Genomic DNA, 14,736 nt, shown 5'->3' on the forward strand with positions numbered 1-14,736 from the left:
AACGGTTCGAACCTGTGCCATGATCGGTTACAGGCGCCGGATCCGGACGGGTGCGGCGGGTGCCGGTGTAGTACTCGAACAGCAGGCCGCAGGTGGCCGCGATGACCGCGACCAGGCCGATGACCAGCAGCCAGACCTGCCAGAACACCAGGCCGAGGCCCGCGATCGTGGCGGCCAGCGCGAGGCCGAACGGCCAGTAGCTGCCCGGGCTGAAGAAGCCGATCTCGCCCGCGCCGTCGGCGATCTCACCGTCGGCGCGGTCTTCCGGGCGCGGCTCGATGCGGCGGCTGACGAACCAGAAGAAGCCGCCGCACATCGCGGTGAGCAGGAAGCTCAGCGCCAGTGCGACCGTGCCGACCCAGTCGATGCCCTGGGCCTGCCCGTTGGTCCAGAACGCGTAGACGAACGTGGCGATGAACAGGAAGCCGGAGATGACGCTGAACAGTTTCCACTCGGTGCGCATGCGCCGGCCTCTCAGTTGCCCGTGCCGGCGCCCACGCCGGCCGGGTTGAAGTTCGACTGGTCCCGTCGCGTCGGGAACGGCGACGTGGTCGACGCCAGCGGGTCCTCACCGATCGCCTGCAGCGCCTGCTGCGTCGACTGCCCGGCGGTCTTGGCGGCGATGAACTGGTCGTACTTGTCGCCGGAGACCGCGCGCAGCTCGAAGTTCATCATCGAGTGGTACGTGCCGCACAGCTCGGCGCAGCGGCCGACGTACGCGCCCTGCTGGTCGATCGTGACCTCGAAGACGTTGCGGATGTTGCCCGGGAAGACGTCGCGCTTGAACAGCAGCTCCGGCACCCAGAACGAGTGGATGACGTCGCGGCTGGTCTCCTCGAAGCGGATCGTCCGGCCGGTCGGCAGCACCAGGATCGGGATGACCTCGGTGGTGCCCAGCGTCGAGGTGACGGTCTTGCCGACGCGGTCACCCTCGGTCGGGCCGTCCTGGTAGTTGAACTGCCAGTTCCACTTGAACGCCTCGACCTCGACGGTCACCGCCGGGTTCGCGGTGGTCCGGTTGACGTCGGTCTGCACGATCGCCGTGTAGTAGAAGAGCACGGAGACGACCAGGATCGGCGCGATGGTGTAGAGGAACTCCATCGGCATGTTGAACCGGGTCTGCACCGGCAGCTTGTCGCCCCGCTTCCGGTAGCGGATGACGCACCAGAAGATCAGCGCCCAGACGAAGACACCGACGATCAGGGCGGCGACGGTCGACCCGATCCACAGGTCGTACATCCGCTTGGACTGCTCGGTGATGCCGTTCTGCGGCCAACCGAAGCCGTCGACGTGAGAGCCGACGTCACAACCGGAGAGCAGCAACAGCAGCGCACCGGCGACGCCGACACCGGCCAACCGGACGGCTGTCGGCCGCGCTTTCGAACGCTCTGCGGACACCTTGTGGTCCTGCCCCTCTCGCACCTGCCGTCACCGACGGTCGCACATTACTCGACCAAGGTCGTCACACCGCTCCGGGGGTCGGCGCGGCGCCGGGGATAACGTTTGATCGTGGGGGTTTCCGAGGCCTATTTCGACGCCGCGAGCGCCGCTCCGCTGCACCCGGCGGCCCGGCAGGCGCTGGCCGCGGCACTGGACGACGGCTGGGCCGATCCGGCCCGGCTCTACTCGCGCGCCCGCCGGGCCCGCCAGCTGCTCGACGCGGCCCGCGGCGCGACGGCCGAGGTCCTGGGCGTACGCCCGGACGAGCTGTCGTTCACGGCCGGCGGCACGGCGGCGGCACACACGGCCGTCCTCGGTGGCCTGGCCGGGCGCGAGCGGGTCGGCCGGCGGTTCGTGCACTCCGCGATCGAGCACTCCGCGGTGCTGCACGCGGCGGAGCGGCACGTGGCGGCCGGCGGCACCGCGCAGGAGGTCGGCGTGGACCGGCTCGGGCGGGTCGACCTCGACGCCTTCGCGGCCGAGGTCGCGGCGCCGGGCACCGCGCTGGCCGCGCTGATCAGCGCCAGCCACGAGGTGGGCACCGTGCAGCCGGTCGAGGCCGCGGCGGCCGCGGCCGCGGAGCACGGCGTGCCGCTCTATGTGGACGCCGCGCAGTCGGTCGGCCGGGTGCCGCTGCCGACGGGCTGGTCCGTGCTCACCGCGAGTGCCCACAAATGGGGCGGACCGCCAGGAGTCGGTCTCCTGATTGTGCGCAAGGGCACCCGGTTCCTGACCCCGGGCCCGGCCGACGAGCGCACCGACCGCACGGCCGACCTGCCGGCCGTGGTCGCGGCCGCGGCGAGCCTGCGGGCGGCGACGGCGGAGGCGGCGACGCTCGCCGACCGCCACCGCACGCTGGTCGACCGGATCCGCGCCACCGTGGCCGCGACCGTGCCGGACGTCGAGGTGGTCGGCGATCCGGAGCAGCGGCTGCCGCACCTGGTGACGTTCTCCTGCCTCTACGTCGACGGCGAGGCGCTGCTGCACGCGCTCGACCGGCGCGGGTTCGCCGTGTCCTCCGGCTCGTCGTGCACCTCGTCGACGCTGACCCCGAGCCACGTGCTGGTCGCGATGGGTGTGCTCTCACACGGCAACGTGCGCGTCTCGCTGCACCGGGACACGACGGAGGCCGAGGTCGACCGGTTCCTCGCCGAGCTGCCCGGTGTCGTCGCGGACCTGCGCGCCGAGGCGGGGGTGGCGAACCTGTGACCGAGGTGCTGGACTGCCGCGGCCAGCGCTGCCCGCTGCCGGTGATCGCGCTGGCCCGCCGGCTGCCGGAGCTGCCCGTGGGCGCGACGCTGCGCGTGCTCGCCGACGACCCGGCCGCGGCGACCGACATCCCGGCCTGGTGCCGCATGCGGGGACAGGACTACCTGGGCTCCCCCGAGCCGTACGCGTTCGACGTGCGCCGGGAGAGCTAGTCCCGGATCCAGGAGAGGGCGCCCTCGAGCGGGTCGCCCGGCGCCGAGGTGTCGACGACCAGGCGGCGGCCGACGTACGGCTCGTACTCGGCCATCCGCAGCACGACCTGCTCCCAGTTCGGGTTGACCGGCGCCGCGGCGTGCCGGGCCTCGACCCGCCGCCGGTGCTCGGCCATGTCGGCGCACCAGACCTCGACGATCCGCAGCGCCGCGCCCGTGCGCTCGCACAGCACCGGCCAGGTGGCCCGGGCCGCGGCGACCGGGTTGACCGCGTCGATGACGACGTTGAGCCCCATGCCGAGCTGCGCCTCCGCGAGCGCGGAGACGACGCCGTACGCGGCGACGCCCGGCCGCGGCTCGACCAGCTCGTGCGCCCGCAGCACCCGGTCGATCGTGTCGACCGCGAGCACCGGCGCCGGCAGCGCGGTGCCGACCCGGGCCGCGAGGGTGCTCTTGCCGACCCCGGGCAGGCCGGCGAAGACGACCAGCCGGGGCGTCACACCGGTAGGTGCGGGCGGACGTCGTCGGCGGCCTCTTGCCCGTAGGAGTCGCCGAGCCGCTTGAGGAACGTGTCCGGGCGCAGGTCGTACTCCTGGCCGCCGGCGCCCTCGAGGACCAGCCCGGCGAGCAGCGAGCCGATCTGCGCCGACCGTTCCAGGCCGAGGTCCCAGGACAGGCCCGCGAAGAACCCGGCCCGGAAGCCGTCGCCGACGCCCGTCGGGTCGACGGGGTGCACGTCCTGGGCGATCGGCACGTGGATCCGCTCGATGCCCTTGCCGGTGATCTCCACGCCGTTCTTGCCGAGCGTGGTGACCCGGACCTCGACCCGGTCGAGCACCTCGGCGTCGGAGAGGCCGGTCTTGCTCTCCAGCAGCGACTTCTCGTAGTCGTTGGTGAGCAGGTAGCCGGCGCCGTCGATGAGCTGGACGATGTCGTCGCCGCCCATCCGGGCGAGCTGCTGCGACGGGTCGGCGGCGAACCGGTAGCCGCGGTCGCGGCACTCCTGCGAGTGGCGCACCATGCCCTGCGGGTCGTCGGCGCTGATCAGCACCAGGTCGAAGCCGCCCACCCGGTCGTTGGCCGGTGCCAGCTCGATGTTGCGGGCCTCGCTCATCGCGCCCGCGTAGAACGAGGCGATCTGGCACATGTCCTCGTCGGTGGTGCAGACGAAGCGCGCGGTGTGCAGGACCTCGGAGACGTGGATCGAGTCGCAGTCGACGCCGTGGCGCTCCAACCAGGACCGGTAGTCGTCGAAGTCCGCCCCGACGGCGCCGATCAGCACCGGGTGCAGGCCCAGCCGGGCCATGCCGAAGGCGATGTTGGCGGCCACCCCGCCACGCCGTACCACCAGGTCGTCGATCAGGAACGACAGCGAGACCTTGTGGAGCTGGTCGGCGATCAGCTGGTCGGCGAACCGACCCGGGAAGTGCATGAGGTGGTCGGTGGCGATCGAGCCGCTAACGGCGATCTTCATGTCGGCCCTCGGAGTCGGTGGACGAATGGCGCCGGGGAAGCTTACCGGCCGGTCAGACACGACGAACGGGACCGCCCGAAGAGGCGGCCCCGCTCGTTTTCGCTAGGTGGTGCGGCTTAGTGGAACGAGTCGCCGCACGCGCAGGAGTTCTGCGCGTTGGGGTTGTCGATCGTGAAGCCCTGCGCGTCGATCCGGTCGGCGAAGTCGATGGTCGCGCCGGTCAGGTAGGGCGCGCTCATGCGGTCGACGACGACCTCGACACCGCCGAAGTCGTTGACGATGTCGCCGTCGAGCGAGCGCTCGTCGAAGAAGAGCTGGTAACGCAGCCCGGAGCAGCCACCCGGCTGCACGGCCACGCGGAGCCGCAGGTCGTCACGGCCCTCCTGCTCGATCAGGGCCTTCACCTTCACCGCCGCGACGTCGGTGAGGACGACGGTCTTAGCCGTGGTCTCGGCCGACCCGGTCTGCGCTGAAGTGGTCACGTGGGATCTCCCTGCTCGCTGCGATCGCCGGTCCCTCGGACCAACGTTGTCCCTCGGGCCAACGCTAGCCCGTTCGCCGGGCATTCCCCATCAGGGTCGCCGCTCGAATCTTACCTCCGCCGCCATTTCGGGGCCCGATGAGGCGAATGTCACTGCCGCGACCATTGGCCGGCGAGTCGTGAGGCCAGTTCGCGCAGGCCGTCGGCCGGGCGGGCCATCGCCTGCTCCGCGCTCCCGAAGTGGTCGACGAGGCTGTAGGTCTCGGTCACGCCCGCGTTGGCCGCCTCCCGGCGCCCGGTGCTGACCCGGCCGGCCAGCACCACGCAGGGCACGCCGCGGTCCCGGGCCCCGCCGGCCACCCCCGCGACCACCTTGCCGCGCAGCGACTGGTGGTCGAACGAGCCCTCGCCGGTGATCACCAGGTCGGCGGCGTCGAGGGCGGCTTCCAGCCCGATCATCCCGGTAACGAGCTGGATGCCCGATTCGCACCGGCCGCCGAGCGCGAGGACGGCCGCGCCGAGACCGCCGGCGGCACCCGCACCCGGGAGCGTCGCCACGTCCGGCGGGCAGGACGGCAGGTCCTTCACGAGTACGCCGGCGAACCGCTCGAGCGCGGCGTCGAGCAGCAGCACGTCGGCGCGGTCGGCGCCCTTCTGCGGTCCGTAGACGCTGGACGCGCCGTGCAGGCCGGTCAGCGGGTTGTCGACGTCGGTGGCCGCGACCAGCGTGGCGCCGCGGGTCATCGGCACGCCGCCGAGCCCGGCCACGTGGGCCAGCGCGGCACCGCCGTAGGGCAGCGCGGCACCGTGCTCGTCGAGCGGTGCGGCGCCCAGCGCGGCCAGCATCCCGGCGCCGCCGTCGTTCGTCGCCGAGCCGCCGAGCCCGATCACCACCGTGCGGGCGCCGGCCTCGACCGCGGCGAGCACCAGGACGCCCAGGCCGTACGAGGTGGTCGCCTTGGGGTCCCGTTCGTCGTCCGCCAGCAGGTGCAGCCCGCAGGCCTGCGCGCTCTCCACGTACGCCGTGGTCCGGTCCGGGGTGAGCAGCACCTCGGCGTCCACCGGGCGGCCCAGCGGGTCGGTGGTGCGCACCGGGATCCGCTCACCCCCGACCGGCTCCGCCAGCACCTCCACGAACCCCGGTCCGCCGTCCGAGAGCGGCCGGATGACCAGGTCGTCGCCCGGCGCCCGGTCCCGCCAGCCCGCGGCGACCGCGTCCGCCACCGCGGGCGCGGAGAGCGTGCCGGCGAACTTGTCGGGACAGACCAGAATCCGCATAGCGGCAGTGTGACAGCCCACAGGCGCCAGGCCGCTGGGGTGGGGCCTGACGGTGGGAAGATTGATCTGTGACGTCGACCTGGACCGAACCCGCCAACACGGCGACCGCCCTGCTGCTGCTCGGGCGCGGCGCCGACCCGTCGTCGGAGAAGGGCGTCGACTGCCCGGGCGAGCTGCCCGCGCCCAGCGACCCCGATCTCGTGGCCCGCGCCACCGCCGCCAAGGCGAAGCTCGGGTCGAAGGTGTTCGTGCTCGGCCACCACTACCAGCGCGACGAGGTCATCCAGTTCGCCGACGTGACCGGCGACTCGTTCAAGCTGGCCCGTGAGGCGGCGGCCCGACCGGACGCCGAGTACATCGTGTTCTGCGGCGTGCACTTCATGGCCGAGTCCGCCGACATCCTCACCACGGACGCGCAGAAGGTCGTGCTCCCCGACCTCGCCGCCGGGTGCTCGATGGCCGACATGGCCCAGCTCCAGCAGGTCGAGGCGGCCTGGGAGGCGCTCACCGACGCGGGCGTCGCGCAGTCGACGGTCCCGGTCACCTACATGAACTCGTCGGCCGACATCAAGGGCTTCGTCGGTCGCAACAACGGCGTCGTCTGCACGTCGTCCAACGCGAAGCGGGCCCTGACCTGGGCGTTCGAGCGCGGCCAGCGGGTGCTCTTCCTGCCCGACCAGCACCTCGGCCGCAACACGGCGGTGCTGGAGATGGGCTTCGACGCCGACGACTGCGTTCTCTACGACCCGCACAAGCCCAACGGCGGGCTCACCCAGCAGCAGCTCGGCCAGGCCAAGATGATCCTCTGGCGCGGACACTGCTCGGTGCACGGCCGGTTCACCAAGTCGTCCGTCGACGAGGTCCGGATGCGGGTCCCGGGCGTCAACGTGCTGGTCCACCCGGAGTGCCGCTACGACGTGGTGACCGCGGCCGACTACGTCGGGTCCACCGAATACATCATCAAGACCCTCGAGAACGCGCCGGCCGGCTCCGCGTGGGCCGTCGGCACCGAGCTCAACCTCGTGCGCCGGCTCGCCCTGGCGCACCCCGACAAGCAGGTCATGTTCCTCGACCGCACGGTCTGCTACTGCTCCACGATGAACCGGATCGATCTGCCGCACCTCGTGTGGGCGCTCGAGGAGCTCGCTGAGGGCCGCCTCGTGAACCAGATCACGGTCGATCCGAAGACCGCGGCCGAGGCCCGGTCGGCGTTGGACCAGATGCTGGCCCTGCCGTGACGGAGCGTGGTCCGGGGGCGACCCGGAAACCGTGACTGATCGTGGCGTCCGGCGTTACCGGGCGCCACAGTCGTCCTGATTTCGTGCCAGACAGCCCGGTGTGTGTGGCCCCAGGCCCATCACCGAGCGCTATGCTGCCCGGGCGCCACTCCCGATCAACCCGCGATCCCGCGCATTGGTTACGGCCGCTCGTCGGATCGCCGCCCGCCCCGGAGGTTGCCTTGCCCGATGACGTCCTGGTCGTACACGGCGGCACGCCCCTGCACGGTCAGATCCGGGTACGCGGAGCCAAGAACCTCGTCTCCAAGGCGATGGTCGCGGCCCTGCTCGGCGACGAGCCCAGCCGACTGTTCGACGTGCCCCGGATCCGCGACGTCGAGGTCGTCCGCGGCCTGCTCGGTCTGCACGGCGTCAAGGTGACCGACGGCGCCGAGGAGGGCGAGCTCGTCCTCGACCCGGCCAACGTCGAGCGCGCGTCGACGGACGAGATCAACGTGCACGCGGGCTCCAGCCGGATCCCGATCCTGTTCTGCGGCCCGCTGCTGCACCGGCTCGGCCACGCGTTCATCCCCGACCTGGGCGGCTGCCACATCGGTCCGCGCCCGATCGACTTCCACATCCAGGCGCTGCGCGAGTTCGGCGCCGTGGTCGACAAGACCCCCGAGGGCATGCATCTGACCGCGCCCGCGGGCCTGCACGGCACCAAGTTCGAGCTGCCGTACCCGAGCGTCGGCGCGACCGAGCAGGTCCTGCTGACCGCGGTGCTGGCCAACGGCGTGACCGAGCTGCGCAACGCGGCGGTCGAGCCCGAGATCATCGACCTGATCTGCGTCCTGCAGAAGATGGGCGCGATCATCACGGTCCACACCGACCGGGTCATCGAGATCGAGGGCGTGCCGCGGCTCGGCGGCTACACCCACCGGCCGATCCCCGACCGGATCGAGGCGGCGTCCTGGGCCGCGGCCGCACTGGCCACCCGGGGCGAGATCGAGGTGCGCGGCGCCCAGCAGGTCGACATGATGACGTTCCTCAACGTCTTCCGCTCGATCGGCGGCGAATACAAGGTCACCGACACGCTCCCGCCGCGGGCCGGGTCGCCCGGCACCGAGGGCGGCATCCGGTTCTGGCACCCGGGCGGCGAGCTGCGCGCGACGGCGCTCGAGACCGACGTGCACCCGGGTTTCATGACCGACTGGCAGCAGCCGCTGGTGGTCGCGCTGACCCAGGCACGCGGGCTGTCGATCGTCCACGAGACGGTGTACGAGCAGCGCCTGGGCTACACCGAGGCCCTCAACAAGATGGGCGCCACGATCCAGGTCTACCGCGACTGCCTGGGCGGCACCCCGTGCCGGTTCGGGCGCCGCAACTTCAAGCACTCCGCGGTGATCGCCGGCCCGTCCAAGCTGCACGCCGCCGACCTGGTGATTCCCGACCTGCGGGCCGGGTTCAGCCACCTGATCGCCGCGCTGGCCGCCGAGGGCACCTCGCGGGTCTACGGCGTCGACCTGATCAACCGTGGTTACGAGGACTTCGAGAGCAAGCTCTCCGCGCTGGGCGCGCACGTCGAGCGTCCCTGAGGCACATCGACCGAACCCGGTTTTTGCGGCACAGTGCCAAGGTCGGCTCGTCTTCGTGTGCCGGGGCCGGTTAACCTCGTGGTAAGCGTCGCGCCGCAGAAGGGCTTCCCGTGCAGTCGCTGTTTCGTCGCAAGTCCACCGAGGCCGAGGAGACCGTTGAGGCTCCGGAGCAGGTCGAGGCTGCCCGTTCCAAGGGCTACACCCCGGCCAAGGGCAAGGAGACGCCCAAGCGTCCGAGCGCGGCCCGCCAGCCGGCCGGCAACGCCAAGGCGCTGACCAAGGAGGAGTCCCGGGAGCGCAAGCGCCAGCTGCGCCAGGAGGCCGCCGCCGAGTACCGCAAGGAGGGCGGGCCCCGGGACCGCGGTCCCGAGCGCCAACTCGCCCGCAACGTGGTCGACTCCCGCCGCACCGCCGGCACCTACTTCTTCGGCGGCGCGCTGATCGTGCTGATCGGCTCCAACGGCGCCATGCCCGACCTGGTCCGCACGGTCGCCACCTCGCTGTGGGGCGTCCTGCTACTGGCCGTGGTGGTCGACGCGGTCCTGATCGCGCGCAAGATCAAGCGGCTGGTCAACGAGCGCTACCCCAAGACCGAGCAGAAGATGGGCTCGCTCTACATGTACGCGATCATGCGTTCGCTCACCTTCCGCCGCATGCGGGTCCCACACCCGGCGGTCAAGCTCGGCGAGAAGGTCTGACACCTTCCTGAACCGCGCACCGGCCCCTTGCCAGCAGCCTGGCGAGGGGCCGGGCCCATTTCTGGCGACCGCGGACCGGCCGACGCGGACCGGCCGACGCGGACCGGCGACGCGGACCGGCGACGCGGACCGGCGACGCGGACCGGCGACGCGGACCGGCGGCGCGGACCGGCGGCGCGGACCGGCGGCAGCGACAGCGGGACGTGCGGCGCGGGTTATTCGATGCCGGCCAGGCGGAGCAGGGCCGCGGTGACGGCGGCCGCGACCACCACGACCACGAACGGGGCACGGCGCCAGGCCAGCACCGCGCCGACCGCGACGCCGGCCGGGCGGGCCACGCCGGCGAAGACGCCCGCGTCCATGAACGTCGCCGTGGCCGCCAGGGCCGCCAGCAGGGTGGCGGCGGCCATCGGGAGCAGGACCTGGACCCGGTCCGGCAGGGCGACGCGCTCGCGCAGGACGACGCCGGCCAGGCGGAACGCGTACGTGCCGACGGCCAGGCCGACGATCACCGCGAGGATCATGAGGAGGCCGCCTTCCGGGGTCGCACGACCAGCGCGAGCAGGCCGGTCAGGGCCAGCAGCACCGGCAGGCCCGCGGGCAGGAACGGCGTGGTGACCACCGCGACCAGCGCGCCGGTCAGCGCGACCAGCCGGGTGGCCGGGTCCTTGAGCGTGGGCAGCAGCAGGGCGATCAGGCCGGCCGGGAAGGCGGCGTCGAGGCCCAGCCGGTTGGGGTCGCCCGCGTTGCCGAGCAGCACGCCGAGGATCGCGCCGATGTTCCACAGGACGAACAGGGTGCAGCCGGTGGCCCAGTAGGCACGGCGGCGGCGCACCGGGTCCGGCTGGGACAGCGCGAACGCGACCGACTCGTCGATCAGCAGGTGTGCGCCGATCAGCCGCTGCCACCAGCGGGTGCCGATCACGTCGCCGATCGCCAGGCCGAACGGTAGGTGCCGGGCGTTGAGCAGAAGCCCGGCGAACACGGCGGCGAACGGGTTGCCGGCCGCGATCAGGCCGACCGCGAGGAACTGGGAGCCGCCGGCGAAGACGACCAGCGACATGAGCACGGTGAGGCCGGGTGGGATGCCGGCCGCGACGGCGATCGCGCCGAACGAGATGCTCACGGCGAAGACCGCGAGACCCAGCGCGCCGACGTCGCGCACCAGCGAGCGATCGCCCAGGATGGACCGCGCGGCGACAGTCATGGTTCCCGATCGTGCCCGCTGCTGCTAGCGTTCGTCAAGTCGAACAAATTGACCGATGGAGCGAACAGTGCCCGAGCCGACCATCGCCGCCACCATCGCTGCCGCGCTCCGGCACGAGCGCGAGCGGGCCGGGCTCTCGCTCACCGAGCTCGCCCGGCGCGCCGGCATCGCGAAGTCGACGCTCTCCCAGCTCGAGAACGGCGTCGGCAACCCGAGCGTGGAGACCCTCTGGTCGCTCGGCGTCGCCCTCGACGTGCCGTTCAGCCGGCTCGTCGAGCCGCCCGTGCCGCCACTGCGGGTGATCCGGGCCGGCGAGGGGCCGCGGATCAGCTCGGACCAGCTCGACTACACCGGCACCTTGGTCGCCGCCGGCTCGCGGTCGGCGCGGCGGGACATCTACGTGCTGACCATCGAGCCGGGCGCGGTCCGGCACGCCGAGGCGCACACGCCGCGCAGCGTCGAGCACATCGTGGTCGGCCGGGGACGGCTGCGCACGGGCCCCGCCGGCGAGACCGTCGACCTCGACCCCGGCGACTACGCGATGTTCGCCGGCGACGTGCCGCACAGCTACGAGGCGCTGGCGCCGCACACGTTCGCCGTGCTCGTCATGGAGCATCCGTGACCGGCACGCCGCTGTAGAGGCGAGCCACCACGTCCTCGATGTCGGGCTCCACGATGGACACGTCCCGGAAGGCCAGCCCGGCCAGGCGGGCCAGCAGCTCGCCGGCGGTGGCGCCGGTCAGGTCGTACTCGACATGCAGCGGGCCGACCGTGACCAGCGTCGCGCCGGCCACCTGCGGCGGGGCCGCGAGCGGCTCCTCGAGCTCGACCACGACCCGCCGGCGCGAGCCGTAGCGGGCGTGCAGCGCCTCGATCGTGCCGTCGTGCACCACCTTGCCGTGGTCGATGACCAGCAGGCGCCGGCACAGCTTCTCGATGTCGGCGAGGTCGTGCGTGGTCAGCATGAGCGTCACGTCGCCGCCGGCGCCCAGCTCGGCCAGGAAGCCACGGACCGCCTGCTTGCTCACCAGGTCGAGGCCGATCGTCGGCTCGTCGAGGAACAGCACCTCGGGGCCGTGCAGCAGCGCGGCGGTCAGCTCGCCGCGCATCCGCTGGCCCAGCGAGAGCTGACGCACCGGGATGTCGAGGAACGCGTCGAGGTCGAGCAGCGACCGGCAGCGCCGCAGCCGGGCGGCGTGCTCCGCGGCCGGCACGCGGTAGATGTGCCGGAGCAGGTCGTACGAGTCGCGCAACGGCAGGTCCCACCAGAGCTGCGTCCGCTGGCCGAACACCACGCCGATCCGGCGGGCCAGCCGGGTGCGCTGCCGGACCGGCGAGAGCCCGCAGACGGCGACCTCTCCCCCGGTCGGTGTCAGCACGCCGGTGAGCATCTTCAGCGTCGTCGACTTGCCGGCGCCGTTCGGCCCGATGTAGCCGACCATCTCGCCGCGCCCGATCGCGAGGTCCACGCCGTCCACCGCGGCCACCGTCCGCTTCGCCCGCCGCAGCCGCCCCTGCCTGACCCGGACCGTGAACTCCTTGCGCAGCCCCTGCGCCGCGACCACCGTCATCATGACCCCGTGCTCGTGTAGTGCCGCAGGCCCTGCCGCCAGACCAGCGCCGCGACGGCGGTGACCGGCAGGGCGACCAGCGGCGCCAGCCAACCCACCCAGCCGGGCAGGCCGATCGGGTCGGCCTTGCCGAGCAGCGCCAGCGCCGGGTAGTAGGAGACGAAGGCGAAGCCCAGGCCGTACGCGAACGCGTTCCGAAACCATCCACTGTAGACGCTGATCGGATAGCTGGTGAAGTCGCGGCCGCCGTAGGTGAACGCGTTGCCGAACTCGCCGGACTCGGTCCACCAGAAGGCGACCGACGCGGTGATCACGAAGATCGCACTGAAGAACACGATGCCGGCGGCCGGCGCGAGCACGGCGAGCACGGTGCGGCCGGGCGTCCAGTCGATGCCGGCGGCGGCCAGCGAGGCCACGTAGACCGCTGCTCCGAAGGCGGCCCGGGACAGCTTGTGCAGCGGCATGTCCAGCAGGATCAGCTGCGGCAGCGCGCGCAACGGGCGCACGAGGACGGCGTCGAACCGGCCCGTGCGCACGTACAACGGGATCCGCTCGATGTTGCCGACCAGCATGTCGCCGCTGGCGAACGCGCACGCGGTCAGGCCGGTCACCACGAGCGCCTCGCGCAGGTCGAGGCCGCCCAGCTCGCGGGTCACGCCGAACAGCACGAACACCGTGACGACGTCGAGCACCGTGGACCAGATGTTGGAGACCAGGTCGATCGTGAAGCTGAGGCGGTACGAGGTCTGGCTGCGCAACTGGCCGCGCATGAGTGACCAGTACGCCCGCATCGTCCCGGGTTCAGCCACCCTGCACCACCAGCCGGCGCTCGGCGGCGCGCTGCACCACGCGGCAGAGCACCAGCACCAGCGCGACCCAGACGGCCTGCAGCCCCACGAGGACGAGCTGGCGCGGCGTGGGGTCGACCTCGACGAGCACGTCAAGCGGCGTCTGGAACACGCTCGGCAGCGGGGTGAACAGCCAGAGCGGCACGACCACCCACTCCGGCAGGAAGCGCAGCGGGAAGTAGAGGCCGCCGAGCACGCCGGAGACCAGGGCCCAGAAGATCATCGGACCGCGGACGTCGAGCAGCCAGTAGCCCGTCGCGTTGACCAGGAAGCGGCAGCCGAAGCAGAGCACCGTGGCCAGCGCCACCGAGACGACGAACAGCGGGACCGTCGACCAGCGGTGCGGCAGGTAGAAGGGGAAGAACAGCGGGCCGATCAGCACGGGCGGCACCAGCCGGGTGAGCACCGCGTGACCGGCGCGGCCCAGATCCGTGGCCAGGTAACGGGTCACCGGGTCGACGGGGCGCAGCAGGTCGGCGACGACGTCGCCGGTGCGGATCCGGTCGGCGAGCTCGGTCCAGCCCCAGAGCAGGACCACCGCCAACAGGCCCTGGCCGAACCACACGAAAGTGGCGAGCCGGGCGGGGTCGTAGCCGGCGACGGTGGCCGTGCCCGCGCCCGCCGCGACGGCGAGCAGGACGTAGCAGCGGAGGAAGCCGAACACCGTATTGGTGAACGCGCCGGCGACGGTCGCCTGCCGATAGGTCGAATATCGGCGGAATCCAGCGCCCATTAGCGCCATAAATGTCCTGGTATCGGCGGCGACATTCGCATAACGCGGGCGGTGGACAGTGGCGGTGACCAAGTCCACGCCGTTACCCTCCATCCGCGACATACGCCGTATCGGGCCGCATGACAGTATCGGATGCCGGCGGATGCCGGGCGAGACAAATTCCGACGAGGTGACCCGCCGTGATCGATCGACGCGCACCGCGCTTGTGCGGCTCGCGCGCGAGGAGACGACGGATCGGCGTGCCCGGATGAGCAACGAGCACTCCGACCGCCGGCGGCGGGACGGCGGCCGCGGGCGCGGCCGTCGAGCGGACGATGCCCGACTAGACAGCGGCTGGGGCGACGACGACGGCTGGCTCCGCGAGCTCGGCCGCAGCGACTCCGGCTCCGGCGGCGGCTACAAGGACCCCAACGACCCGTGGGCGTGGGCCAAGGACCGCCCGCCCGCACCCGGCTGGGCACCGACCGGCGTGCCGGCCGGTCCCGGCGGCCCCGGGTGGATCGACGGTCCCGGCGACCAGGCGGAGTCCTTGGGTCCCGGGCGGTCGCGGCCCGTGCCCAGCGAACCGTCCTGGGTCAACGAGAGCACCGACGAGTGGGCGGCCGCCGGCGGCGAGCGCTACCCGGGCGACACGCCGCAGCGAACCTCCGGCCGGTCCGGGCGCTCCGCCGGCCGAGCCGTGGTCCGCGGGCGCGACGCGGCGCCCGAGCCGGTGGCGGAGAGCTACAACGCCGATCCCCGGCTGGCCGACCTCAGCGCCACCGACCCAC

At 72.4% G+C, this 14,736-nt stretch carries 17 protein-coding genes and 1 pseudogene; 7 read left to right on the top strand and 11 right to left on the bottom strand.

From position 1 onward, the window contains the following. A partial coding sequence (locus AB0H87_RS25590) for a cytochrome c oxidase subunit 4 (RefSeq protein ID WP_360150508.1) occupies positions 1–463 on the bottom strand: 463 nt, incomplete at its 3' end. Positions 464–474: 11 nt separating this feature from the next. Beyond that, on the bottom strand, positions 475–1,398 hold the full coding sequence (gene coxB, locus AB0H87_RS25595; RefSeq protein WP_360150511.1) for a cytochrome c oxidase subunit II: 924 nt from the start codon (positions 1,396–1,398) through the stop codon (positions 475–477). Positions 1,399–1,509: 111 nt separating this feature from the next. On the opposite strand from coxB, the gene AB0H87_RS25600 reads away from it, so the two are divergent. After that, a complete protein-coding gene (locus AB0H87_RS25600) occupies positions 1,510–2,649 on the top strand; it encodes an aminotransferase class V-fold PLP-dependent enzyme (RefSeq protein ID WP_360150514.1) in 1,140 nt (379 codons plus the stop codon). Continuing rightward, positions 2,646–2,861 (top strand): sulfurtransferase TusA family protein, encoded by a 216-nt coding sequence (locus tag AB0H87_RS25605; protein ID WP_360150516.1) that lies wholly within the window; start codon positions 2,646–2,648, stop codon positions 2,859–2,861. The genes AB0H87_RS25600 and AB0H87_RS25605 overlap by 4 nt, the downstream gene beginning before the upstream one ends. Here the strand turns inward: AB0H87_RS25605 and AB0H87_RS25610 are convergent. The 4 genes from AB0H87_RS25610 to AB0H87_RS25625 all read right to left on the bottom strand — a co-directional run bounded on the left by AB0H87_RS25610 (position 2,858) and on the right by AB0H87_RS25625 (position 6,094). Beyond that, positions 2,858–3,361, bottom strand: coding sequence for an ATP-binding protein (locus AB0H87_RS25610; protein ID WP_360150519.1), 504 nt, complete (start codon positions 3,359–3,361; stop codon positions 2,858–2,860). The two genes, AB0H87_RS25605 and AB0H87_RS25610, sit on opposite strands and share 4 nt — an antisense overlap. Further along, positions 3,358–4,335, bottom strand: a complete 978-nt coding sequence (locus tag AB0H87_RS25615; RefSeq protein WP_360150522.1) for a carbohydrate kinase family protein — start codon at positions 4,333–4,335, stop codon at positions 3,358–3,360. The genes AB0H87_RS25610 and AB0H87_RS25615 overlap by 4 nt, the downstream gene beginning before the upstream one ends. A 116-nt stretch (positions 4,336–4,451) precedes the next feature. Next, positions 4,452–4,817, bottom strand: a complete 366-nt coding sequence (gene erpA / locus AB0H87_RS25620; RefSeq protein ID WP_360150525.1) for an iron-sulfur cluster insertion protein ErpA — start codon at positions 4,815–4,817, stop codon at positions 4,452–4,454. 149 nt (positions 4,818–4,966) lie between these two features. Next, entirely contained in the window at positions 4,967–6,094 is a 1,128-nt protein-coding gene (locus tag AB0H87_RS25625; RefSeq protein ID WP_360150528.1) for a glycerate kinase, read from the bottom strand. Between the two features lie 68 nt (positions 6,095–6,162). Here AB0H87_RS25625 and nadA point away from each other — a divergent pair, with 68 nt between their 5' ends. The 3 genes from nadA to AB0H87_RS25640 all read left to right on the top strand — a co-directional run bounded on the left by nadA (position 6,163) and on the right by AB0H87_RS25640 (position 9,607). Then, the gene (gene nadA, locus AB0H87_RS25630; protein ID WP_360150531.1) at positions 6,163–7,332 is read left to right on the top strand and encodes a quinolinate synthase NadA; all 1,170 of its coding nucleotides are present in this window, start codon (positions 6,163–6,165) and stop codon (positions 7,330–7,332) included. Between the two features lie 221 nt (positions 7,333–7,553). Further along, complete coding sequence (gene murA / locus AB0H87_RS25635) at positions 7,554–8,909, top strand: UDP-N-acetylglucosamine 1-carboxyvinyltransferase (RefSeq protein ID WP_360150534.1); 1,356 nt, start codon at positions 7,554–7,556, stop codon at positions 8,907–8,909. Between the two features lie 110 nt (positions 8,910–9,019). Next, complete coding sequence (locus tag AB0H87_RS25640; RefSeq protein WP_360150537.1) at positions 9,020–9,607, top strand: DUF3043 domain-containing protein; 588 nt, start codon at positions 9,020–9,022, stop codon at positions 9,605–9,607. A 215-nt stretch (positions 9,608–9,822) separates the two neighbouring features. Here the strand turns inward: AB0H87_RS25640 and AB0H87_RS25645 are convergent, their stop codons facing one another. Both AB0H87_RS25645 and AB0H87_RS25650 read right to left on the bottom strand, forming a co-directional pair. Then, positions 9,823–10,131 carry an AzlD domain-containing protein gene (locus tag AB0H87_RS25645; protein ID WP_360150540.1) on the bottom strand — a complete coding sequence of 103 codons (309 nt, stop codon included), beginning with the start codon at positions 10,129–10,131 and terminating at the stop codon, positions 9,823–9,825. Further along, positions 10,128–10,814 carry an AzlC family ABC transporter permease gene (locus AB0H87_RS25650; protein ID WP_360150543.1) on the bottom strand — a complete coding sequence of 229 codons (687 nt, stop codon included), beginning with the start codon at positions 10,812–10,814 and terminating at the stop codon, positions 10,128–10,130. Before AB0H87_RS25650 ends, AB0H87_RS25645 begins: the two co-directional genes overlap by 4 nt. 55 nt (positions 10,815–10,869) lie before the next feature. Between AB0H87_RS25650 and AB0H87_RS25655 the strand changes: the two genes are divergently transcribed. After that, on the top strand, positions 10,870–11,436 hold the full coding sequence (locus AB0H87_RS25655; RefSeq protein WP_360150546.1) for an XRE family transcriptional regulator: 567 nt from the start codon (positions 10,870–10,872) through the stop codon (positions 11,434–11,436). Here the strand turns inward: AB0H87_RS25655 and AB0H87_RS25660 are convergent. Genes AB0H87_RS25660 through AB0H87_RS25670 form a run of 3 tightly spaced genes read right to left on the bottom strand, consistent with a single transcriptional unit; the run spans position 11,420 to position 13,966 of the window. Continuing rightward, positions 11,420–12,385 (bottom strand): ATP-binding cassette domain-containing protein, encoded by a 966-nt coding sequence (locus AB0H87_RS25660; protein ID WP_360150552.1) that lies wholly within the window; start codon positions 12,383–12,385, stop codon positions 11,420–11,422. The genes AB0H87_RS25655 and AB0H87_RS25660 overlap by 17 nt on opposite strands. Next, entirely contained in the window at positions 12,385–13,176 is a 792-nt protein-coding gene (locus AB0H87_RS25665) for an ABC-2 family transporter protein (protein ID WP_360150555.1), read from the bottom strand. Before AB0H87_RS25665 ends, AB0H87_RS25660 begins: the two co-directional genes overlap by 1 nt. A 10-nt stretch (positions 13,177–13,186) precedes the next feature. Next, complete coding sequence (locus AB0H87_RS25670) at positions 13,187–13,966, bottom strand: ABC-2 family transporter protein (protein ID WP_360150549.1); 780 nt, start codon at positions 13,964–13,966, stop codon at positions 13,187–13,189. A gap of 247 nt (positions 13,967–14,213) precedes the next feature. Between AB0H87_RS25670 and AB0H87_RS25675 the strand changes: the two are divergent. Then, positions 14,214–14,736, top strand: a pseudogene (locus AB0H87_RS25675) (hypothetical protein); the annotation flags it as partial.

The organism is Asanoa sp. NPDC050611, from assembly GCF_040654855.1.
Lineage (GTDB): Bacteria > Actinomycetota > Actinomycetes > Mycobacteriales > Micromonosporaceae > Asanoa.